15 protein-coding genes are annotated in these 24,952 nt (G+C 39.7%); 6 read left to right on the forward strand and 9 right to left on the reverse strand.

The annotated features are described in order from the left end of the window. Positions 1–23: 23 nt before the first annotated feature. Positions 24–2,915 carry an aminomethyl-transferring glycine dehydrogenase gene (gene gcvP / locus FHG08_RS06360; RefSeq protein WP_178954996.1) on the forward strand — a complete coding sequence of 964 codons (2,892 nt, stop codon included), beginning with the start codon at positions 24–26 and terminating at the stop codon, positions 2,913–2,915. 153 nt (positions 2,916–3,068) lie between these two features. On the opposite strand, the gene FHG08_RS06365 is transcribed toward gcvP, so the two are convergent. From FHG08_RS06365 to FHG08_RS06405, 9 genes are all read right to left on the reverse strand, one after another. Next, positions 3,069–3,752 (reverse strand): TIR domain-containing protein, encoded by a 684-nt coding sequence (locus FHG08_RS06365; RefSeq protein WP_178954998.1) that lies wholly within the window; start codon positions 3,750–3,752, stop codon positions 3,069–3,071. A gap of 4 nt (positions 3,753–3,756) precedes the next feature. Continuing rightward, positions 3,757–5,184, reverse strand: a complete 1,428-nt coding sequence (locus tag FHG08_RS06370) for an SIR2 family protein (protein WP_218648493.1) — start codon at positions 5,182–5,184, stop codon at positions 3,757–3,759. Positions 5,185–5,289: 105 nt separating this feature from the next. Beyond that, positions 5,290–5,982, reverse strand: a complete 693-nt coding sequence (locus FHG08_RS06375) for a M48 family metallopeptidase (protein WP_178955000.1) — start codon at positions 5,980–5,982, stop codon at positions 5,290–5,292. Further along, positions 5,979–9,299 (reverse strand): type I restriction endonuclease subunit R, encoded by a 3,321-nt coding sequence (locus FHG08_RS06380; RefSeq protein ID WP_178955001.1) that lies wholly within the window; start codon positions 9,297–9,299, stop codon positions 5,979–5,981. Before FHG08_RS06380 ends, FHG08_RS06375 begins: the two co-directional genes overlap by 4 nt. 28 nt (positions 9,300–9,327) lie before the next feature. After that, entirely contained in the window at positions 9,328–10,614 is a 1,287-nt protein-coding gene (locus tag FHG08_RS06385; RefSeq protein ID WP_178955003.1) for a restriction endonuclease subunit S, read from the reverse strand. After that, positions 10,607–13,117: a class I SAM-dependent DNA methyltransferase gene (locus FHG08_RS06390; RefSeq protein WP_178955005.1), complete on the reverse strand. Its 2,511-nt coding sequence runs from the start codon at positions 13,115–13,117 to the stop codon at positions 10,607–10,609. Before FHG08_RS06390 ends, FHG08_RS06385 begins: the two co-directional genes overlap by 8 nt. A gap of 5 nt (positions 13,118–13,122) precedes the next feature. Continuing rightward, complete coding sequence (locus FHG08_RS06395) at positions 13,123–15,624, reverse strand: N-6 DNA methylase (RefSeq protein ID WP_178955007.1); 2,502 nt, start codon at positions 15,622–15,624, stop codon at positions 13,123–13,125. A 3-nt stretch (positions 15,625–15,627) separates the two neighbouring features. Beyond that, positions 15,628–16,536 (reverse strand): restriction endonuclease, encoded by a 909-nt coding sequence (locus FHG08_RS06400; protein WP_178955009.1) that lies wholly within the window; start codon positions 16,534–16,536, stop codon positions 15,628–15,630. A 10-nt stretch (positions 16,537–16,546) separates the two neighbouring features. Further along, positions 16,547–16,720 (reverse strand): helix-turn-helix domain-containing protein, encoded by a 174-nt coding sequence (locus FHG08_RS06405; protein WP_058428373.1) that lies wholly within the window; start codon positions 16,718–16,720, stop codon positions 16,547–16,549. A gap of 434 nt (positions 16,721–17,154) precedes the next feature. Here FHG08_RS06405 and FHG08_RS06410 point away from each other — a divergent pair, with 434 nt between their 5' ends. The 5 genes from FHG08_RS06410 to FHG08_RS06430 are packed head-to-tail and all read left to right on the forward strand — an operon-like array spanning position 17,155 to position 24,071. Continuing rightward, positions 17,155–18,033: a TnsA endonuclease N-terminal domain-containing protein gene (locus FHG08_RS06410; RefSeq protein WP_178955012.1), complete on the forward strand. Its 879-nt coding sequence runs from the start codon at positions 17,155–17,157 to the stop codon at positions 18,031–18,033. After that, positions 18,030–20,228 carry a DDE-type integrase/transposase/recombinase gene (locus FHG08_RS06415; RefSeq protein ID WP_178955014.1) on the forward strand — a complete coding sequence of 733 codons (2,199 nt, stop codon included), beginning with the start codon at positions 18,030–18,032 and terminating at the stop codon, positions 20,226–20,228. The genes FHG08_RS06410 and FHG08_RS06415 overlap by 4 nt, the downstream gene beginning before the upstream one ends. A 12-nt stretch (positions 20,229–20,240) precedes the next feature. Then, positions 20,241–21,659, forward strand: coding sequence for an ATP-binding protein (locus FHG08_RS06420; RefSeq protein ID WP_178955016.1), 1,419 nt, complete (start codon positions 20,241–20,243; stop codon positions 21,657–21,659). Beyond that, positions 21,652–22,641, forward strand: coding sequence for a TniQ family protein (locus tag FHG08_RS06425; RefSeq protein WP_138764858.1), 990 nt, complete (start codon positions 21,652–21,654; stop codon positions 22,639–22,641). The genes FHG08_RS06420 and FHG08_RS06425 overlap by 8 nt, the downstream gene beginning before the upstream one ends. Further along, positions 22,566–24,071 carry a TnsD family Tn7-like transposition protein gene (locus tag FHG08_RS06430; RefSeq protein WP_178955018.1) on the forward strand — a complete coding sequence of 502 codons (1,506 nt, stop codon included), beginning with the start codon at positions 22,566–22,568 and terminating at the stop codon, positions 24,069–24,071. The genes FHG08_RS06425 and FHG08_RS06430 overlap by 76 nt, the downstream gene beginning before the upstream one ends. The last annotated feature ends 881 nt before the right edge of the window (positions 24,072–24,952 follow it).

Here is a 24,952-nt window from a genome sequence, read left to right on the forward strand (position 1 = left end):
TTGGATCATAGGAATCTGGACACATGTCAAACGCCAAATCTCTTGAACAATTAGAGCAAAAGCAAGATTTTATTCGCCGCCATATTGGGCCAAGCCCAGCGCAAGTAAACGACATGCTTAGCGCTCTTGAAGTATCGAGCGTTGAAGAGCTGATCGGTCAAACTGTACCTGCTGGTATTCGTCTTGAGCAAGGTCTTAATATCGGCGAAAGCCGCACCGAAGTTGAAACACTAAGCTACTTAAAATCAGTAGCAAGCAAAAATAAAGTTTTCAAATCGTATATTGGCCAAGGCTACCACCCAACTCACGTACCGCACGTAATTTTACGTAACGTACTTGAAAACCCGGGTTGGTATACAGCGTACACACCGTATCAGCCAGAGATTGCACAAGGGCGTTTAGAGTCACTATTAAATTTCCAGACTATGACCCTAGATATTACCGGCCTAGATTTAGCAAGTGCCTCACTGCTTGACGAATCAACCGCTGCAGCCGAAGCTATGGGCCTTGCAAAACGTGTATCTAAAGCTAAAAAAGCCAATGCGTTCTTTATTGCCGACGACGTACACACGCAAACCATTGACGTAGTGAGCACCCGTGCAGAGCAATTTGGTTTTGAAATTATTGTAGGTAAAGCCGCCGATGCTGTTAACCACGATATTTTTGGTGCGTTATTCCAATACCCGTCAACATCAGGCGAAATTGTTGATATAACTGACCTAATAGCTGGCGTACAAAGCAAAAAAGCGATTGCCTGTGTAGCTGCCGATATCATGAGCTTATTACTATTAAAAGCGCCAGGTAAATTAGGCGCCGACGTAGTACTGGGTTCAGCGCAGCGTTTTGGCGTACCTATGGGTTACGGCGGTCCACATGCTGCATTTTTTGCAACACGTGATGCGTACAAACGTTCATTACCGGGTCGTATTATTGGTGTATCAAAAGACCGTTTAGGTAACGATGCATTACGTATGGCAATGCAAACTCGCGAGCAACATATTCGCCGCGACAAAGCCAATTCAAACATTTGTACTGCGCAAGTATTATTAGCGAACATGGCTGCGTTTTATGCGGTATACCATGGCCCGCAAGGCTTAAAAACCATTGCACAACGCATTCACCGTTTTGCTGATATTTTAGCAACTGGCTTAAAAGCAAAAGGTGTGGCACTTAAGCACACTACTTGGTTTGACACATTAACAGTGGTTGATGAAAACAAAGCCGACGTGATTGCGCGTGCTGTAGCTAAAGGTGTTAACTTTGCTACTAACCATGCAGGTGAATACTCAATTTCAGTATCTGAAACCACAACCCGTGCAGACGTTGCTGAGTTATTTGATATTATTTTAGGCGAAGGCCATGGCCTAAGCGTAGATGCGATTGCTGCTGATGTTGAAGCAAATGGCAGCGACTCTATTCCTGCAAGCCTAGTGCGTGATGATGAAATACTAACGCATCCAAACTTTAACAGCTACCACAGTGAAACAGACATGCTTCGCTATATTAAGCGCCTTGAAAACAAAGATTTAGCACTTAATCATTCTATGATCTCGTTAGGTTCATGTACCATGAAACTAAACGCGACCGCTGAAATGATCCCAATTACCTGGCCTGAGTTTGCTAACCTTCACCCATTCTGCCCGCTAGACCAAGCAGAAGGTTACCAAATCATGATAGGCGAACTACATGATTGGTTGGTTAACATTACCGGTTACGATGCCGTATCACTACAGCCAAACTCTGGCGCACAAGGTGAATACGCAGGCCTTATCGCCATTCGTAAATACCACGAGTCACGAGGGGACGCGCACCGTAACGTATGTTTAATCCCAAGTTCTGCACACGGTACTAACCCAGCATCGGCACAAATGGCCAGCATGAAAATTGTGGTTGTTAACTGTGATAAAAACGGCAACATCGACATGGAAGACTTAAAAGCGAAAGCTGAAGAAGTCTCTGAAAATCTATCATGTGCCATGGTAACGTACCCATCTACCCACGGTGTATACGAAGAAACGATTCGTGAGTTATGTGAAATTGTTCACCAGCATGGTGGCCAAGTTTACATGGATGGCGCAAACATGAACGCGCAAGTAGGTGTTACTAGCCCAGGCTTTATTGGCTCAGACGTATCGCACTTAAACTTACACAAAACCTTCTGTATTCCACACGGCGGCGGTGGCCCAGGTGTTGGCCCAATTGGTGTTAAATCGCACCTTGCGCCATTTATGCCAAACCACAGCGTAATTAACGTACCAGGTACTAATGAAGGAAATGGTGCAGTATCGGCAGCGCCTTACGGCTCTGCAGCTATTTTACCTATTTCATGGGCTTACATTGCTATGATGGGCTCTGAAGGCTTAAAACAAGCGACAGAAATGGCGATTGTAAATGCTAACTACTTAAGCAATGAGCTCAGCAAGCACTTCCCAATTTTATACCGTGGCCGTAATAATCGCGTTGCTCACGAATGTATTATTGACCTACGCCCATTAAAAGAAGCCTCAGGCATTACAGAAATGGACGTTGCTAAGCGCTTACAAGATTATGGTTTCCACTCACCAACAATGTCGTTCCCTGTAGCGGGCACATTAATGATTGAGCCAACTGAATCTGAGTCTAAGGGCGAGATTGACCGCTTTATCGAAGCGATGGTATCGATTAAAGGTGAAATTGATAAAATCATTTCAGGTGAATGGTCTATCGAAAATAATCCACTGGTATTTGCACCGCACACACAAGCTGATGTGTTAGGTAATGAATGGGACCGCGCGTATGACCGTTTTTACGCTGCCTTCCCAGTACCAGCAGTTGCTAAAGATAAGTTCTGGCCAACCGTTACACGTATCGATGACGTATATGGCGACCGTAATTTAGTATGTGCATGTCCTCCGATTGAGACATATCGCGACTAATTTTTGAATGTAGGTTGCGAATAAAAAATGCAACTATCGGAATTAAGTTTGCAACTCGAATAAAGTTTGCAACCGATAGTTGAATTTTGAGGTGGGTAAAAATGAAAAAGCGAACCAGAGATGGTTCGCTTTTTACGTCCGATAATTTGAATATCAAATTACCTTTGAAATGTTATAGCTATCTATGTCTTCTTTTATTTCAACTGCAATATCAAAATACAATGATGGGTTATTTGTAAAATTTATCCATTTTACAGATTGGATGTAAGAGTGCCGCCCTTTATAAACAGTTCCTCCAGTATGATCATTGCAGCCCAGAACTTCTGGTTCTCGTTTGTTGAACATGTTTCGGCTCATAATCCCAAATAAAAAATCTGTCATTAAAGTTGTGCAGTTACAACATGAGCAAGTATTATCTTTTATATAATATTCGTAAGACCCATTTTCATCTGGCAGAACTACAGCTAATATTGCGTTTGGACGACTGACTCGGCCATTTCTGGTTTTTACTTTAAGTGAATAGGATATTTCCCATGGAATCCATTGATCCGCCTCTGAGGTAAAGATACCCCAATCCTTCATTCCTTTGGATATAAAAACCAATGTAATACTGCTGTCGAAAATTTTACCCTTCAGACGAGTTTCGATAGTTGAGTCTTTAAAGTCGCTAAGATCTTCACCGTCACTTTCACCTTTGTATATCTCGTTATTTTCACCAAGAATTTCTTCCAGTTTATTTACATAATCTCTGACTTTAGTTGTTTTCCACCAACTTTCTAAAATATTTTCGACTTGTTCGTCACCATACTTATATGAGACAAATATTTTTCTTGCCATTACATCACTCCTTTGCCAAAGCATTCAATGTATCGATTGTTCTTGATATTAACTCTAGAGGATTATTTGTTTCGTACCCAAGTGCTTCATATAATTTTTTTAATTTCCCGTCGTCATTAGGAAAAATAGTGTCGAAGTCAGCCATAATCTCCTCCCAAATCTCTTTTGCAACGAAACCGCTGCAACCGATGGGTACAATGACTAATCCAAGCTCCTTTGCAATCCTATATTCTGCTAAAACACCTTCTGCGAAAATGACGTCTTCACCAATCTTTTTATTGCCCAGAATAAAAACAGCTATTCCAGCTTTCTCAATCAAATCGTAACGATATTGCTCCCATATTTTTTTACGCTCCGTCTCATCACTAATGTATTGAGGAAAGGGTCTCATGACTAATTTGTCTTCAAGATGAGAAAACTGTTTTTGATAAGCGGACTGAACTGCCCCGGAAATTAAAACATTCCCTATACCTAGTCCGACACCAGTTACAAGCTTATAGTTCTGGTCGATCAAAGCCTTACCTAGGTTGTGAAGTGCTTCTTCCGTGCTTGACTGTTTCCAAGCCCCAAAGTCAGCTGCACAACCAGATACAAAAACTGATTTGCGCTTATATAATCGATAAATATCGCTAAGTATCTCTGTGATTTCCTGATACTCATCGATGAAAATCACATTGATATGAAATCTTCCCAGGTCTTCTGCGAAGAGTTGTTGTTTTGTTTCTCCTCTGGCGAAAGACGCATCATTGGCATACTCTTTTCTGTTTTCGCGACGTAAAATACAATAATGGTTTCTTTGGTTATCCTCAAACTGCACTCGAATATTCGTTAAGACATGATGAAGATTAGGATCAGTGAAACTAAAGCCGATAAATAGAAATGTTTTTGATACTAAATCTCCAGATAAAGCTGTAACAAACGGCGCGTGTGATACAGGATACTTTTCATATTCGTTTCTTGTAAGCACCGTGTTGTTTGGAGTCTCGATGTCACCGTGCATTTTGTATAAGACAACGTCACGTTTAGGTTTGGTGTTTGCTAATTGCTCTTTCGTATATTTTACATCGACAACTTTGTTTTCTGTCTCAAAGGATTTTTCTAACAGTTTGTCGTAATTTGTCGTCCAATAGGTAGAAATAGGTAACGAGGCCAAGAGATTGTGGTTATCAGTAGGCGTATTCTCTGTTCCCATTTCATTTAGTAACTGTTGTGAAACGCGCTGACGATTAAACTGATTTACGTAATATTGTGCTAGACCAACTAGATCGTGTTCATCATCTACATCTAGTTTTAATTCTTTTACCAATGGGCGAAGTAAGCTTTTCCAATCTACATAGCCAGCACCCACAGATAAGCCGGCTCCAGCAAAAATAGCAGCATTACCGCTTTCGATCTCTCGCAAATATTGTTCAATAAAATGCTTAACTTCCATTTTTATATGTCCTTATTTAGTCTGTACACTGGCTTTAGCAGGTCTGGTTAGTGATTGAAGCGAGCTTCCATTCGTAACACCAGAATGGTTGTATCGTATTGAGGCTTATAAACCCTCAACATCCATACCATGCTCAGCCAACCACTTTTTTCGCTCTTTATAGTCGGGCATTGCACGTTCTACACATAACCAAAAATCAGAGGAGTGGCTTGGTTCAATCAAGTGGGAAAGCTCATGCACAACAACATATTCAGCAATTTTTGCGGGGAGTAATATAGTCTTCCAATGGAAATAAAGTGTCTGATTTTTACCACAAGACCCCCAACGATAACCTAGGTCACGTACTTTTACTGCTGAGAACTCAACACTTAAACGATTTCTAAATTCGTTAGCTTTTGCTTCTAACCACTTCAAACCTTTTGCTACATACCAATCGATGAATAGCTTTCGGGCACCCTCAATATTGCTTTTTGATAAATGAAAACGGCCATGATAAAACTTGAGTGGCTGTTCTTGTTCATCAACTAAGTTTAAGCGATAACTTCTGCCTAAATATAAAAAGCCTTCTCCTTGCACAAACTGTTTTTGACGCACGGTTTTATGCATTAAGGATTTTTCAGCAAGCTTTTGATAAATCCAGCTAAGCTTAGAGCGCACAAAATCTTCAAGTACATCGGTTTGTACAAATGGAGGTGCGGTAAGCAATAAGCTGCTATCTCTATCCACGGTTAACTGCATCGTTTTACGACCAGCACTGTGTTTAACAGGTATAACTAGGTCTTCAATAGTTAAGGTCATACAGCCTCTAATTTATAGCTATTGGCTTTAGCAAGCTCTCTAAGCTTATCAACCAAAGGTTCTATATGATCAAAGTCAAGTAGCTCAGATTCATACAGAGTTTCAAATAAATACTGCTCTAACTCTTCTTGTAAACCTAAACGATGAGGTTCCCAAAAACTAGTGGTGGTGATCTTATCTTGAATATGGGCAACCAATTTTTCAGTAAGCTCTATTAGTTGGGCTTCTAAGGCTAAATCAGGTTTGTCCTCACCACTTACTGCCACTTTTAACATGCGATAAAACGGAAGGTAATGCTCAGGGATGTCAGGCAAACCTTCTTCATGCTTGGTAGAGCCAGAACGCACTTCATCAATAATGCTTTGTAGCGCTTTGATCAATTCATCCCATTGGCCAGCTAAGTCTTCGAGAATCTGTTTTAGGTAGTCACTAAGTTTCACATAGTAAATAGGGTCTTCATCAAGATGTTTAGTTATGTGACTCTTTATTGCGTGCTCCATATCTGACGCGACTGCTTTTTTCTGTTCTTCTGGGTCAGCACAATAAGTTGCAACTTGCTCACGCACTTCATCTATACTTTTTTCAAAATGTGCATCTGTTAAGTTTACTGGCGCTACTTTAGGGTCACTACCCAGTGAAATAATATGTTCGTCAATTAAAGTACGAACCTTAGCACCAACATCTTTACCTATCACCATACTATCGCGATAACGCATTCTTGCACGGTTTTGTATCATCGCCAGTGCTTTAGCATCGCCAGCAAAAGGTAAGCCTTCAGGGCGTGGTAATACTTGTTCTAAGCTTTGTAAGAAGGCTTTTAATTTTACTGAAAACTCTTGGCGTAATCGTTCCGTGCTAAGCAATTGTACGCAAGATTCAATATCATCAAGCGATTCTATTCCTTTACTGCGGAATATATCGACGGCTCGAATATGACGCTCTCTAAGGGCTGGAACTTCGTCTTTTAAACTGCGTAACGCGCCTTCAACATCTTCGTCACTATAAGCTGCTAATGCAGCTTTAAGGTGATTCGCAACACCATAATAGTCCACCACAATACCAAACTGCTTGCCATATCCCGTACGGTTAACCCTAGCAATTGTTTGTAATAATTCCGCTTCACGAATTGAGCGATCTAAATACATCACACCTTCAATTGGTGCATCAAAGCCTGTTAACAGCATTGATTTAACAATTAAGAACGAAAGCGGATCTGTACCGGCCTCAGTTTGCTCAGCTTCAGCACCTAGTTCTTTATTCAGTAAAGGCTTTTTGAAACGTTCAATAGCTTTGTCTTGTTTGGCTCTATCTGTATGCTCAGCCCATTCTGGCCCATCGTTATTATCAGACGAGATAATGGTGGAAAATTCCATTCTGGCTAATACACTTTTATAACGCCATGCTTGGATCAACGCCTGTACTTTAGGAGACTTACGACAAAGGGTTTCGTTATCACAACCCTTTAACTCTTCAGGTAAGCGCTCAGCATCAAACAGCAACTTATCACGCGCATCTATAAAGGCTTTGTAATAGCGCACAGCAGCTAAACGACTATATGCCACCACTTGTGCTTTATAGCCATTAGGTAAAATATTGGTGACATAGTGACGCAGCATATCTGCTGCTTTTTCTTCAATTAGCAGTGTGGCTTCTAATACATTACCTTTAGTCGCATACTTCTTTTTAATGGCTTCGAGTTCTTCTTCACTTTTATCGCTAAAAAAGTCTTCAAATAACTCATCTAAGCTAGAGCCATCTTTTACTGCACCATTTACCGTGCGACCTTCATATAAAATAGGTACTGTCGCGCCATCAGCCTCGGCTTCTTTAATGGTGTACTTATCAATAAACTCACCAAACACTTCATGGGTGCGTTTTTTCTCACCCATAATGATTGGCGTACCCGTAAAGCCGATACGAGCACAGTTAGGAATACCTGAAAGCAAGTTAGCGTGTAAATCACCCGATTGTGTACGATGCGCTTCATCCACCATTACCAAGATATCTTCACTGGCATTGAGCAATTCAAAAGGGTCAGCTGCTTTGGTTTGTGACTCACGATATTTTTGGATCATCGCAAATACGATGCCGGGACCATCTTGCTTTAATAGGTTTTTAAGGGATCTATTATTGTTAGCAACCGAGACCATTTCATCGGTTAAAGAGGCTGTACTGGAAAGTTGTTTTTGTAGGTCTTTTCTGTCGGTAACTATTACCACTTTAAAGCGGCGTAAGGCAATATCTGTACGTAGTTTTCGGATCAGAAACATCATAGTTAATGACTTACCCGAGCCTTGGGTATGCCACACGATACCACCACGCCTATCGTATTCACCATCTTGTTTACGAGTTTTACCCGATAATAAGCGCTGAACAGAACGCACTACACCACGATATTGCTGATAACGACAGACCATCTTGATGGTTTGCCCACCTTGATGCACAAACAAAATAAAGTGGCGAATAATATCTAACAGAGATTCAGGCATTAACATACCAGCCACTAATCGCTGTTGCGCTGACAGGCCTGAAACACCTAGCTCTTTAGCGAGTGCTTTTTCACAACGCTTAGGCTCACTCTGTGTAGCAATAGTTTTCCAAGGTTTATAAAACTCAGCTCTTGCGCCAATAGTGCCCACTAAACATTGCTCAAAACTGGCGGCAATCATTAACTGGTTGGTATTAAATAACTGAGGAGCACCTTCATTATCTTCTACTTCACCGCCAGCAAAACGTTGGTTGGAATAACGGCGAAGCTGATTAATCGCCGCAGCCATAGGCTCGGCACTATCTGGATTTTTACATTCAATAACGACTAACGGAATACCGTTAACCAATAATACTAAATCAGGAATAATATGTTTTTTGCTGGTGTCATGCCCGGGAGGACATTTCACCTTAAACTGGTTAATTACCGTGAAGGTATTATTTTCTGGCGTATCCCAATCAATAAAATGAATACTACGGGCACGGCCACCATCCCAATCAGGCAAGCCATCAACAATAATGCCATTAGTTAACAACTCAGATGCTTTTTGGTTGGCCTCCATTAACTTAGAAGCGGCAACACGACTAATAGCCGATATAGCTTGGTTAACGCGCTGTTCATCAAGCCATTCAACTTGCTCACCGCTAGCTTGGGTACGCAAGTTAACCTTTACCAGTTGTTCGCGTAATGTTTGGGTTTGCAATACTTCAGCAAAGCTATCTCGGCCAGTAACACTAGCATCATCTAAACTGCCTTCAATATACTGCCAGCCTTGCGCTTGAAGCTGTTTAATCAATGGTAATTCTGATAGTAAATACTCCGGACCCATATCATTCATTCCTTTAATAAAGCTACTTTTAGCTGGCCTGTTGTTGGTTAATCAAATCGGTAACGCGGATTTTACCCGTAAGCAGATCATCCATTAGACCAGCTTTTTTGATCGTTAATTTTTCCAACTCAATTTTGAAATTAAGTATATTTTCTTCTAATGTCTCAACTCTTTCTGAAATAGCCTCTTGTTCATCTTTTGTATCGGGAAAGCAAGTAACAACTTTTCTAAATTCACTTTGCTTAATACCTAGAGCTGTACTCCCAGAGGCCTTCTTTAAGACTCCATTTTGAAACTGTTCTGATAAGAGCCTTTGTTTAAGAAATCTTGAATCAATATTACTTTTAGCTTGTAAAATAATTAAACGCTGAGCAAAAGCAAGTTTTTCTGTTGTTCCTATTTGAGCAACCATACCTAGTGGTGCTTCAGTCGTAAAAAGAATATCTTTTTCTTCAGGAATGCCACGGGTCATCCATAAGTCATAATCTTGCTCTGCTATAAACTCTTTAGGATCTTCTTGAATAAAACCTTTTCGTACATTCTTGGCCGTAATCAACCTAATGCCTAAATCAACTTTAGTCGGAGTTTTTCCCCGATAATCAATAATATTTTCCAAAAAAGACTCAATAGAGCCAACTTTCCAGTCCTTAGGAATCCAACCTAACTCAGAAGATTTATATAATTCGGGGGAGTCCTTATAACTAGGACGGAGCTCTCCGCTTCCATCAATACCGCGAGTTAACATATCATGTAACATGCCTTGCTTTACTTGTTGTAACTTAGCAATCATAGCTTCAGTTTCGCGGATTTGATTATCTAAAGTATCTAAAATATCAGCAATTTTTTGACTTTCTTTTTTAGTAACAATAGGAACATCCCACCCTAAAGTTTCTTTAGGTGATGCACGCGTATGACTGTTAGTAGAACCAATGGCTATTTTAGTTAGTTTTTTCTTGAAATAACTACTACCAAAAAAATGCTTCCAAAAAGCTAAGACTGTATTGTCATCAATAGGGGTATAGCAAATAAACTCAGTTGAGCAGCAATGGTTATCGCCCTCTATAGGAAAAACTAAAGATACACGAGATTTTCTAGGATTTAGCTTTGAAACTAAAACACAGGGGTTATAAATCTCAGTTTTATTACTCTCAATATTGCCTCCAAGTTCGAGAATTGGCCTACCTGTTTCATCAAAAGCAGGAATACTATGGTGATGCCACAGTGCATGCGGCTGTGCATTAGGCATAACACTTAATGTGTTTATTCGAAATACACTAGAAAGAGGCTGAGTCTCAAAAAATAACTTATTAGACATAACCTAACCCCGACAAATAATCATTAAGTGCTTTGGCAGATTTATTTCGCGAGGACTCTATTTGAGTCAAAGTAACTTGATATTTCTCCCACCAGTTTTCGATGGTAGCGATGAGTTGTTGACGCTCGGTGGCAAGGTAACGCTCAACGATTGTTAACATATCTTGATAGAGAATATTAAGAATCAACTTGGCCGCATCGTCTGAGCCTAATTCATCAACCTTGGTATTTAGCTCACTTTCAAAGGCTTCTGTTTTTGCCTTTAAGCTTTTGGTGACTTTCGTTCGCTGCGATTTCTGGGCTTTAATTTGCTTTTCAATACTAGCAACTTCTTCAGCTGATAGTATTTCAGTACTATCACCTTCATCGCTATCGTCATCATCTTTAGGTAATTTGGCCGATAATACTTTAATAGAACCATCTAGCTCTGTTTTTTGCTGCTGTAAATTTTGCAACTCAGATAAAAAACCATCTAATAAAAAGCGAACAAGCTTGTGCTCTAGTGGGTCTGATTTACTTTTTCCGTCTTCCATTGCAGTAATAATACTAGTACGCCAAGCATCAACTACGCCTTTAGAGTCACGTGCAATTAAGGTTAAAAAGTCATAGCGCTGTTGATACCAAAATGCCGCTATCATACCGCTCACCTGGGCATCACTTAGCATGCCGATAGGCTTTAAGCTCTCAGTAAAACTGTTGATTAACTCTTTGCGCAATGCTGCATATTCTTTGTTTTTGGCAAGGGCGGTAATACTGAGTTTGTGGTTACTCCACCAGGTATCAAAGGCATCACGCATGGCTTGCTCTTGGGCAATAACATGGGTGTTTTCATTCACAGTGGTTTTAATAGCTTGTTTAGTATCAATAACAGATGTGAATTCTTGATAGCCGTTTTGACCAGCTTTAGGGGTAAAAATATCTTCAGGTTTTAAGCCTTGAGTATCAAATAACGCTTTTTTACTGTTTATTTCACTATCAGGAATACCGCCTAATAAATGTGCTTTTACATCATGAGGCTCTGGCGATGGTGAGTTATCAGCATAACGGCGAATGTTTAGCTTATAGCCTTCCTCGCCTAATTTATCATTACTAACAATGGCAGCAAGGCCAGGAATATCTTGTTTTAGCTCATTAGTTTCATAGGCTTCAAATATTGACGCAATGCGCTCAATATGTTCAGGCATTAAGTAGTTTTGTGCTCGGCCTTCAAAATATTCTCTGTCAGCATTAATAAATAAGACCTTGCCTTGCATGTGTTCGGGTTTACCACTAACTTGATGAGCTCCTTCAGCCACTTGCTGTCTAAATATCATGATACAAGCTGGAATACCTGTTCCGTAAAACAAGTTAGGTGGCAGGCCAACAACAGCTTCAAGCAAGTCATCTTCAATAATACCAGCTCGAATGCCTTGCTCTTCACCACCACGGAATAACACACCATGTGGTAAAACAGTCGCCACTCGGCCACCTTCAGCACAGACTGCAAGCATATGCTGAACAAACATTAAATCAGCTTTTTTTGCACCTAATGGAACTTGCCCATATTTAAAACGTTCTGGATGATTTGGCTGGTAAACTAACTGCCCATCTTCATCGGTTTCTTTAGTACCAAAGCTAATAGAAAACGGTGGGTTAGTGAGAATACGATCAAACTGAATTAATTTACCATCACTAGTTTTATGGCGTGGATGCTCTAAAGTATCGTCATTCTCCAAGCTATTGGTTGTTAAGCCGTGCAGCAACATATTCATTTTGGCAATAGACCAAACTGTACCAGCCGCTTCTTGACCGTAACAATCGAGACGGTAACCATCACCACCTTGTTCATCGATATATTCTTTTGACGCAATGAGCATACCGCCAGAACCACAACAAGGATCGTATACTTTATGGGTTTGTTCAGGTTTCATTAATCTCACCATTAAGCGCACTACTGAACGAGGCGTATAGAATTCTCCGCCTTTTTTACCCGCAGAGTCAGCAAAATCACCAATTAAATACTCATATGCTGCACCTAGTAGATCAGGGAATTCAAAATCTTGGTTACGCAACCTGTGTTTATTGAAATGGGTGATTAGTTCACGTAGCTTGCGATCTGGCATCGCACTTTTACCAATTTTACGGTTAAAGTCGATGTACTCTAATACGTCTTGAAGTGAGCTATTACCTTGCTCTAAACCACCAAGCGCTTCATTTAAGAAATTACCCACATTTTTATGAGCTTCATTGACTAGGTGATCCCAGCGTGAAGTCGGAGGTACATAGAAAGTCTTTTTGTACCACATTTTGGTTTCGGCAATTTCTTCAGCTTCTGCTTGGCTTTTACCTTTTGCAAGCTGCTGCTTGATAACTTCTTCACGGCGCTCTTCAAAGATATCTGAACAGCGCTTTAAAAACAGCATGCCAAAAATGTATTCTTTAAATTCTGACGCATCCATCTTGCCACGCAGTATGTCGGCGGCATTAAAAAGATGTCTTTCTAGTTGGGATAGGGTTAATGGCATTATTTTTACTTCTTAAAATGTGAATCAATGTATTCTAACAGTTCATAACCGTTCAGAGTTACAGATGCAGTACCGCGTCTAATAATAAAATCTGTTGGGTCGCTGAGAATAGCACCTTCTTTAGTTTTAGTGGGGATTAATACAGGTTTAGTTGCTTGTTTGCAGTCAACCACGATAATAGTTTTATTAGTTATCTCTACAGATGAGTATTCTATCCACTTATTATTTCTTTCACCGAGCAAATTGGCTACATCTTGGGATAGACGCTTAATGTAGGCCTCCGCTTTTACCTCTTTAATGTGTTGCATTTCCAGTTCGACACCACTGACTTGGCTATCATCTGTAACACCAATTAATAAAGTCCCGCCATCAGTGTTTAGAAATGTAGCTATGTTTTTAGCAATTTTATATTGTTCTGCTTTACATTTTTTCTTGTGATCTTTGTCACCCTTCTTGAATTTTCCACCCAAGTCATCGACATTTACGAAAAATGTTTTTTTAAACTCAATGCGTTGCGTTTCATTTATTTTAATGAGTTGTTTTACTCTGCTCACTTCATCTAGCGTAGATAGTTCATAAACGAAATCATCCGTTCTAGATTCAACCTCTTGGTAAAGTGCTGGCTTTGTAAGTAAGTCACTTTTATATGTGGTAAGTTGCTCTCTCGCCACATCTAACTTCCTGGCCAAGTCGATAATTCTATTTTGTTCGTTTTTTGATGGAATGAATATTGTTAAACTCTCAAGATCCTGCCTATTTAACATAGGCATCGTCGTACCACGAGGTAAATGGGATAGTGTTAATTTGCCAAGTTCAGATTCAAAAAATAATTTTACATATGCGCTTGAAACTATATTTTCATCAAACTGAATTTCGAAGAAATTCGACTTGTTTCTAGTACCTATCTCATCGTGTTCAATACACTGTTTTGTACCTCTTGCCATTTTACTAATAACTACGGTATTTGAACGAGGACTATCAGAAGGAGAGTTAATGGATTTTACTGCGCAGTTTTTACGGTTAGAGGAAAAAGTATATTCTTTAAAGGCTTGATAATGTGCATTGAGTTCATTTATTCTTCTTAAAACAGGTGAATTATCAACATAGCCCCTTACACTAAGATCATAATCATTATCACGAATCTCTTCTGTTTGAACTAGTTTTGAATAACTTCCTTCAGTCGCGTAAGAAAGGTATGTACTAGTCATTTTTTGGATATCTTCTGGACGTAACCGGTTCGCGTAGCGAACTTCAGTATAGTCATGTGAAGCATCAACAAATAAAGTCTGTTGTTTTCTCTCTTCCGGTTTGTTTTTATTAAGGACTAAAATAGCCGCTGGTATACCTGTACCATAAAACAGCCCTGATGGTAGAGCTATGACAGCTTCTAATAGGTCATCTTCAACCATACCAGAGCGAATTTGTTTTTCATCTGAACTCCTGAAAAGAGCTCCAAAAGGAACAACGGAAACTACCTTCCCGTTCGCTTTACAAGTAGCAAGCATATGCTGTAAAAACATTAAATCAGCTTTTTTAGAGCCTAATGGCACTGAACCATATTTAAACCTTTCAGGATATTTAAAATCGTCTTTTAAACTCTGCCCTCGGGTGCCAAAGTTACAAGAAAAAGGAGGGATCGATAGTACTGTATCAAATTGTGCCAACTTTCCATCGCTATTTATATGAGCTGGGCTTTCTAATGTGTCGTCATTAGTGAGATGGCTTAATGGAACACCTGAAAAGAGCAGGTTCATTTTAGCAATAGACCAGGTTACTCCAGCAACTTCTTGTCCATAAAGATCTAAATTAACATTGTCACCTGTCTTGCTGGCTATGTGCTTTTTTGCTTCAACAAGCATGCTAGCAGAGCCACAGAAGGGATCGTAGATAGAGGTATTATTTTCAGGGTTAGCCAGCTTAACCAGTAATTTAACTATTGCTCTCGGTGTATAAAATTCTCCAGCTTTTTTTCCAGCACTTTCAGCAAAATAGCCTAATAACGATTCAAAAGCTTCGCCTAATACATCACCATTTTCTAAATTATTATCAGCAAAATTCAACTGGTCGAAGTGATTGATAAACTCACGTAGTTGGCCATCTGTAAATGGCTTTTTCCCAACGTTACGATTGAAGTCTATATATTCTAAGACATCTTGTAGTGAGCTATTACCTTGCTCTAATCCTCCAAGCGCTTCATTTAGGCAGTTGCCTATATTTTTATGAGCGTGATTGATTAGATAGTTCCAGCGAGATGTCTGTGGTACATAAAATGAGTTTTTGTACCACAGCTTGCTTTCTGAAATCTCCTTAGCACCTTCAAGGCATTTGCCATTTAACAATTGTTCTTTTATGACTTCTTCTTGGCGTGCTTGAAATGTATCGTTGCAGCGCTTTAAAAACAGCATACCGAAGATGTATTCTTTAACATCGTAGGCATCAGCTCTACCACGAATTAGATCTGTAGCTTTAAAAAGGTGGCTTTCCAATTCAGCTTGAGTTATTTTCACTTATCAGCCTTCAAAAAATTCTTCGTCAATCTTTTTCAGGTGCAATACCTGTTCGTCACGGCTGCCGATGTTGTATCGCAGCATGAGCTTCGCTAATTCAGTGCCGTTGATAAGTACAATGCGAGTACCTAAATTTTGTGCTGTCTCGATGGCTGATGCGGTGAACTCAGAAGTAGTAATAAAAATACCTTTCTGCGCTTTTTTAAGATTTAATGCACCAAAGAAGTCACGAATATCACCAGCGCCCACATTGTTACCTTTGGCATAACGTTTGGCTTGGATGTATATTTGATCAACACCCAGTGGATCTTGGTCTATAACCCCATCTACACCATTGTCGCCGGTTTTACCTAGTGCATGGGCTGCACCTTCACCTGTTCCGCCATAACCCATGGCGACGAGTAGCTCAATTAATAGGTCTTCAAAAAAAGCGGGGGTGACTTTACGGGTTCTATCGAGGATATCTTGTGCTAGAGCATCGTTAATCTTTTTGTAGGCGACTCTTAGTGCTTCATCAGGGGTAATGTCTGATTCTACATCAACACTAGGCGTATCAGATTCATTTGTCTTTTGTTTAAATGCGACAAATTCATCAAATTGCTTGAGATAGTCATTGTCAATTTTAACACTGGGATCTTGCAAAGCTGATATACCACGAGCGGTGATCACAAAATGTGCTCGTCGTGTGGTTTCAAGCAAGCCTGCTTTGGTTAGGTAAGTCCTAGCCCAACCAACACGGTTATCAAGAATAGATTGTCTGCCGCTTGGCAGTGTCTCTTCACGTTCAGCTTCAGATAAACAGAACTTATCAGCTAACTGATTTATCACATCGCGTAACCTAACTTCTTTGCCATCAGCTTGATGAGCAATTTTGAGAAAGGGGCGCATGAATTCTTGATAACTTGGGATCATATAACATTCCTTATTTTTGTTTTTGTTCTTCAATCCATTGCTCTAAATCTACGCGTTTAAAGCGCCAACTACCACCCACCTTAAAGCCGGGTAATTTGCCTTCACTTGCAAGACGGTATGCCGTCTTTTCATTTAGCTTTAAGTACGTAGCGACCTCTTGAATGGTCAAAATATCATCGGCCATGTTTAATCTCTGTATGTGAACAAATTGATAGTATGAGAAAATTGAGGAATTAGCAATTGATCGCAATCGATCTTATTTTGTTATTTTGTTGTATTTTTGAGCTGTTAAAAATTATTTTATAAAATATTTATTTAATTTTGATCATGCCTTAAAAATATTTGTTTATCTTGCGTTGAAATATTTCAATTTTTAAAGCCCCAAAATACCTCACAACAAAATTATTGTTTCCATTTCCAATTCAAAAACTTATTTTTAGACAAAAATATTCCGTTGATTTAATTCAATTTTCACTTGCACAATTCTGATGTTGTTCAAGGTTGCTGTTGCAACACAAAAATGTTGTTTTTCATGTGGTTATGGTTTTTAGGTGGGTTGATCAAAGTTTGATCTACAGGCAAGATATTATTCCCGAATGAATCAATTGCAGGATGCATATGAAATTAAAAGAGGTTACCACTACACCAAAAGTTATGGAAAAGTTAAACCGGTGGAAGCGTGACATACAAAGTTTAACAACGGAGAGTTATCGACCGTATTTAACGGTAAAAGCTGTAAATCAATATGGCCGTAGGCATTGGATCTTTTGCAATGTACAGAAGCGTCATGCTCATTTGTTGAGTGATGGTGAATTACGGATGTACAAAAAATTGATTTGGGCCAGAGGTACTAAGCGTGTATTTGAGCAGTATGCACTCGATTTAAATGAAACTTTAAATATTGCAGTCGCGGGTAATTTAATTCACCCACGCAATTGGGAGACCTCGGAGGCATATGTGATGACAACAGATTTTTTGGTTCAACATCAAGACCTAGAAAACCCGAGTCGCATAATAACGACGGCATATAGCTTTAAATATGCCTCTCAAATTTACGTGGTGGATGAAGAAGGGGTTGAGCTGGAGGGCTCGATAAAAGGCGAAGAAAGAAAGGTGCTACAGCGCAAGAATGCTCGAACTTGGCAGAAATTTGCTATTGAACGAGAGTATTGGCGACGCCGTGGCACCAAGTATCGAATTGTCACTGAATTAGATGCTACCAAGGAAGAGTTCAATAACATCAGGTTCTGTGAGCCTGGTGGATTTATGAGCTTTGAGGATGAGTTGGTTAGAATATTCGTGTTTACTTTTTGCCACGTATGGCAAAGGTACTTCATGAAACCACTTGAGTTTTTACTGTTACATACAAGGCAACAGTTAAATTGCTCTGATGAGCAAGTTATTCGGCTTTTTCAATTTAGTGTACTCAAGCATTTTCTTCCGCTTAGGCATAGCAATACGTTACAGTTCCATCGTCCTGTGGAGCTTACCTTATGATGCTAAAAATGGGTACGCGCCTGACTAACGAGAAAAAGAATATTGATCTTCTTGTTTGTCACGTTAGTTTTGGTCGACAGTATACTGCTTTGTATGATCTAAATGGTTTTGACCCAAAAAAGAACCTTTCTAAACCTGAAGCATGGCGTATGGATGATGTATTGGCACATATAACTAGCCACTCATTAAAAGTAGAGCGTTTTGACTACCCGGTTGTTATGACTAGAAGTGATGACTGGATTGCTACTGAAATGGGGAAAGGTGCCTGGCTTGATAAACGTGACTATAAATTTAGGAAAATCGAAAGTCTTGTTAGTCCCGATAAAATTGAGCAGTACTTGTATGGTAAGGGGCTAGCGGCTGAGATAAAGCCACTTCTCGGAAAGGATAAGTGGAAAGGGAAAGCATCATTTCATTCTGCGATCAATCGATACATCATTTTTGGCTGTACCAAAAATTCATTGTTGCCATTTGGCTTGATGCAATGTGGCTCAAACTACCGTTATGTTAAAGACTTGAGTGACTCCCAGATTAAGCGTGGTCCAAACGGTAAGAACGGTAAAGTGAAAGTTCGTTCAAACGCACGGTGTGTAAATGATGTTGATAAATTAAACATTAAAAAAACTGCTGCTTTTATCAAATCTAATCACGTTAACTTTTCTATTGCGTTTGCTTATCGGCTATATCACAGGACATTTGAACGCTATGTAATCGAAAGAGAGACGACATTAGGTACCCAACATATCTTTCACCCATTTCCTGAGGAAGATCGAATCAGTGATGGCATGTTTCGCTATCACTTTAAAAAAATTATTGATAAAGCATCACTTCTTCGTTTGAAACATGGAGATGTTAACTTCGCTAAAGACTTTGAGGATAGACAAGGCAAGTCTTTTGATGGGGTACTTGGCGCCACACAGCGCTATGAAGTCGATGCAACCATTCTTGATTGTTACGTGCGTTATCCTTTTGATACAAGTAAGCGCTATTCAATGGGGCGTCCTGTTTTATATCTCGTAGTCGATGTTTATTCAACAATGATTGTTGGGATGTATTTGGGGTTTGATGGCCCCAATTGGCAAGGAGTATCTCAGGCTTTGGCAAATGCATGTTTAGATAAAGTTGAATTTGCTAAACGTTTTGGCGTTCTTCTTGATAAAAATGATTGGCCCGCTAAACATGTGCCAATTGAATTAGCAATAGACAATGGACCTGAATATAGGAAAACCTTCATTGATGCTCTTTTAAACGCGAGAATTGGTATTGAAGATGTTGCGTTTATGGCTATTTATCGCGGTGATGCTAAAGGAGTGGTTGAGCGCAAATTTGGTACTGTTAATGATCAAGTTATTAAGTTTATTCCTGGTGCATTAGCAGAGTTACCAAAACGTGAAGATAGCCATGCATCTAATAATGCGTTGTACGATTATGACTCATTAATGCAAGTGTTAATCGCAGAAATTTGCTACCACAACAATTCAGCAGATCGTCTCAAGCGACTTAACTTCAAAGGCCTTGTAAATGGTGCGGACTTTACGCCGAAAGCGATTTTTTTAAATAGCTTAGAAGACATGGAAAAGGTCGGGCGATTAAACTCTGGAGTAAGTGAAGCTAAAATTCGGTGGGCATTTTTGCCTGAAGAGCGTGCGACGGTAACTTCTAGCAGTATACGTTTTGAAGGGGTCGAATACCATCACCCCTATTTCAAATCTAGTGGTGGCTATGCTAGAGCTAGGCATCATGGCACATTCAACATATTAGTCAAAAGGATGTACGACAATATCAATGAGCTGTTACATGAAACCGACGATGGTCAGATCGTTAAGTTACGCCTTAAAAATATCAATAACGAAAATCCTTTAGCAAGTCAGCATTGGGAGCAGGTAATGCACTTGATGGAGCAAGAAAAAGATATGCTTCACGAGCATAAGCAAAATGCTCTGATCACACGTTCATATTGGGATTCTGTTACTGATCTTACTACTGCGCAACAGGAGGCTGAGCGCTCGCTCGCACCTAAAAATAAACATAAATCTATCCAACCAGGCATTAAAGCTCGTCAACAAATTCAGAAGCTTGTGCTAAGAACTCAAGCGAATCAACAGTTGGATAATACATTTGGTACTGGAACCGACTTAGAGTCAATGAAGCCCGCCGTCATGGATGACTTAGACGACGAATTGTATGGAGATTAAGGGAGTAATCTTTTGAAAAAAGAAGCGATATATCGAAAACACCCGCTTGATAGCTTAAATGGAAATCCTCTTACCGAGGCTATTGAAGTAATAGCGCACGAAGACGAGCTGAATAAAAAGCTTACTTTCAAACCTACTTTTGAAAAGAGCTTAACTAATATACCAGCTGTATATCAGCAGGTATTTCTAGAGCGGTTAGAAAAGGTTCACGTTCCAGCGCCATACTTATATGGAATGTATAACAAGTTTGTAGGGCTTATTTTAGATGGATATTCTAAGTACACGCCACATTCTGCGGAAACTAACAAATTGCAAATGGCAATCGCCTTGGCAGCTAGAAAGGGGGATCGATTAGAAGAGAAATTTATTTCTCGAACAACCGCGCCTAGCGTATTTGTTCATGGTCATAGCGGTGTTGGTAAGACGAAAGGAATTCGCAGTGTTCTGAACGTGATCCCACAAGTGATCAAGCACAACAAGTTTGAGGACAAAATCTTCCGGCAAGATCAGCTCGTTTGGATATCGCTTGATATGCCATCGACTCCATCAACCAAGGGGTTGGCGCTCAATTTTTTTAACGCTGTTGATGAAGCCCTTGATACAGATTTTTATGAACAGTGGAAAGATAAATCACATTACTCTGTAGAACGCCACTTAAGTCAAATGCAGTCAATTGCTGTGGCACATCATTTGGGGTTGGCTCATATTGATGAATTGCAGTTCATGTTGAAATACAAAAATAGTAAAAATGCGCCATCCTTCACTACGATTGAAGCTTTGTTTAACAAAATGGGTATTCCTATTGTTCTTTCATCAACAACATCTGGTAGGGAGATGTTTTTATCTGACACTAAAAGCCCAGATTTTACGATCACACGCAGATTATTGACCAACCGTGAATATCAGTTTTCTTTGTACGGGGTAAAGAGTAAGTTTTTTAACTCTCTCTTTGATGCATTGTTCCCTGAATCATTTTGCAAGAGTAGCGAAATGCCAGATAAGCAGTTCAAACAAGTTTTTTGTTATTTAACGTGTGGTCTGCCTGCAATGATGACGAGGTTGGCGATACTGCATCATGAGTCAATTGCAATGTTGAAGAATAAATACCCCGATAAAGCCGATGCATATCGCACGGGTGACGTGGGAAGGTTACATAAGACGTATAACAATCAATTCTCTTTGATTGCTGGCGCTTTAGATAATCTCAGAGCGGGAAATATTCAACAGTTTGATGAGGGTGTGAACAAACTGGATCAAAAAGAGCATGTTTTAACAAACGAAGAAGTAAAGTTAGCTGCAAAAGCTGAGCGCAAAAAAGTACAAAAGTTATTACCTGACGTGGTGCCAGACCCATTAGGTATACCTCGAGTGTGTATGGATATTGATTCTAAAGATATGCTCAATTTCATTGAGGAGGGATCTGATGACTAATATATCCTTCATGCCTACCCCTTTTGATGGCGAGCACTTTGCGGGAGTGGTGTCTCGTAAGGCAACCCTTTTAGATAGTAGTAACCCTAAGCTGGTGTTTGAGCGCATGCTTTCAGAGGATGGCTCTTTGAGCAATCAACGAATCTATCATCCGTTAATTGATGTTGCTGCGAATGCGTATGAGGGGAGTATAAGCAGAGAATATCTGTTAAGAAAACACTCATTGTTTCCTTATTATTCACCTTCGATGCATTTTCGTGATGTTGATAAGATCATTAATAAGCGGATCAGGAAAGGAGGCCTTTGGAAACGCTGCGAATTTATTGAGCAAGTACCATCCTTATCGGCTCCATTATGCAGAACATTGTCGTTTTCTTTAGCTTGGCGATGGTGCCCATTATGCGCTATTGAAGATGAAAAACGTGTAGGTACTTCCTATTGGCACGTTGAACACCAGTTACCTTCGATGATCACTTGTTCAAAGCATGCTTGCGAATTGCTTGAAAGCTGCAATACCTGTGGATTTTCTAGCATTGATATAAGAGTTATGGCGACGCCACCAACCACCAATAAATGTACTAAATGTGGTGCTATTCATAGGGCAAGTTACGTAGATTTAAATGGGCATATTACATGGGTACAGCAAGCGAGTATGGATTTATTAAATTCACCTGGAATGCTTTCTAAACCATACTTTGAACACGTAATGAAACGAGGTATTCAAAGTGGCTTTTCTAATTTAAACGGAGGGAGAATACGAGAGCAAGTATTTGTGGCAGCGAGACTTCAGCAAGACTTTGTAGCGTGGTTTTTTGAACATGGCTTTGAACGTTTTTTTCATGAGCCTGAAGTTGTAATCAATTACAAAACGTTAAGTCTCGAAAAGGCGTTACGAAACGTAAATGGGTGGCATCCATTGTTTGTATTGATGTGGCTGCGCTTTTTGGCGGTAGAATGGCCTTCGTTAGAAATTGCAGCTTAAGTGCGCTGCTACCCAACGAGACTATTTACAGTTGGCTCGCTAGAGCAGGGCTAATAAGCGGTTTAGCTACGGATCATGACTTTTTGCTGGTTAGGTTGGGGTATACTGGCCAGCAATTAACATCCATATTCCCATCTTTTATTGTTCCAGTTTCAGAAAGTGTGAGCGTGGGCATTGACGAATTAATCGTAAAACACACAGTTTTGCCATTTTTTAAGCCTTTTATACAAAGTGATGTCTTCCAAGAAGCTTTTACTAAAATGCTTGAGGGAGCATGCACTGATGCGTACAGTCAATTCTCGCTACTGGCTAATCGAATACCAGAACCGACAGTCCTATGTTATTGCCCGCAGTGTGCCGCCCAAGACATCAAAAACGTAGGTGTGGCGTATTGGCATGTTGCCCATCAATTACCTTGGATTAACTACTGTCCATTTCATTTAATAAAGCTAGAAGCAATAAAACGTGAAAGGAAATTGCTCGTATTGCCGCCTCAGGTTGTAAGTGAGGGCAAAGGTTTAACACAGGCAAGCCTAAAGCAGGCAAGACTTGCTCAAGATGCGTATGCACTCTGGTCTTTAAATTTAGAATCCATTGATTCAGATGTTTTGAGAAGGGTTTATTTACATGGGTTAAATGCGAATAATCTCGTATGTAATTATGGGTCTGTCAGGCAAGAAAAATGGCAAACAAGCCTTAAGGAGTACTGGGTAAATGAGTTGCCTAAAGGGCTTTTTGATGCGGTTTTTGGGGGGAGTAAAAGCAATAGCTACCCATCAAACTTTATTTATCAATCCCACGCACAGTTTCACTCATTAAAACACCTACTCGTGATACAGCATTTATTTGGCAGTTTGTCAGAGTTTTTGAAGTGTTGCTCTAATCCGAATCAATTAAACGTGAGGCCAGATCATTTAATTAATGATGCGTTTGAACGAGTTAATCCAGAAAAAACAGATTTACTTTTAAAGCAGTTAAGAAATGGTATGAGTATGCGTCAAGCTGCTAAGCGAGCAAATGTTAGTGTGGGGTATGCTAAATCTATAGCTATGCAAAATAACATACGAATACACCGTAGAGCACAGTTCTTATTTGCGACAGAGCGTAAGCAAATTCTTTCTAGGCTAAGAACTGGCGAACTTACAACTTCAATTGCCAAAGAGATGGAATGCTCGCAAAGTGCTGTTGAACAGTTATTGACTCAGTTTCCTGATATTAAAGAATTACGTATCCAGCTTCGATTTGAAAAGCAACGCAACACGCATCGCTCAATATTACATGAATGTTTGGATAGAACAAAAGCGCCTACTCGTGGAGAGATTCAAGCATTATGTAGAAGTTCTTACACGTGGCTTTTTAAACATGATAAGGAATGGCTGTATGAAACTTTACCGTCTGCAATACCAAGAAATAGACGTAGAGGGTATTAGGATGAAGCCTTAATTTGGTTAAATACTGTAATGAAGCCTTGTTCGCGATCAGGATGAAGCCTTAATCCGGTTAAATACTATAATGAAGCCTTGTTCGTGATCAGGATGAAGCCTTAATTCGGTTAAATACTATAATGAAGCCTTGTTTGCGATCAGGATGAAGCCTTAATTTGGTTAAATACTGTAATGAAGCTTTGTTCGCGATCAGGATGAAGCCTTAATTTGGTTAAATACTGTAATGAAGCTTTGTTCGGGATCAGGATGAAGCCTTAATCCGGTTAAGTACTGTAATGAAGCCTTGTTTACGATTAGAGTGAAGCCTTAATTCAGTTAAGTACTGCAATGAAGCCTTGTTTACGATTAGAGTGAAGCCTTAATTTGGTTAAATACTGTAATGAAGCCTTGTTTGCGATCAGGATGAAGCCTTAATGAGATTTGATCTGAGAGAAAACCATATGTCTATGGACATTATTGATAACTTACTTTTTGAGGCCTGCCTTGATGATATTTTTGTTAGTTACTCAGGGTATTGGCTAGACAGAACTATAAGTCCGCAGGAGTGCTGAGACGGAAGACATTTTAAAGAAATCAGTAATATGACAAGTTAGTATTTTGTTCCCAAATTCCAAATATTTAGACAGGTAGGTCTTCGGTGTACTGGATTAAAGCTAGATTTAATACTAAAAACGTCATCTTAACTTTCACTAAACCTGATTTAAGAGGCTCGCAGCATAGAGATATCAAGGGTTATTCTAAATGTTTAATTGTGTAAATATCATTGAACATTGATATTGGATTGTAAAATAGGAGTTTACAGTAAAGCGCTGTAATAGTAATTGTTTAGGATAAGTGGTAAAACAAGTCAAAGTGTGAAATAGAAA

It is taken from the genome of Pseudoalteromonas sp. Scap03 (assembly GCF_013393115.1).
Lineage (GTDB): Bacteria > Pseudomonadota > Gammaproteobacteria > Enterobacterales > Alteromonadaceae > Pseudoalteromonas.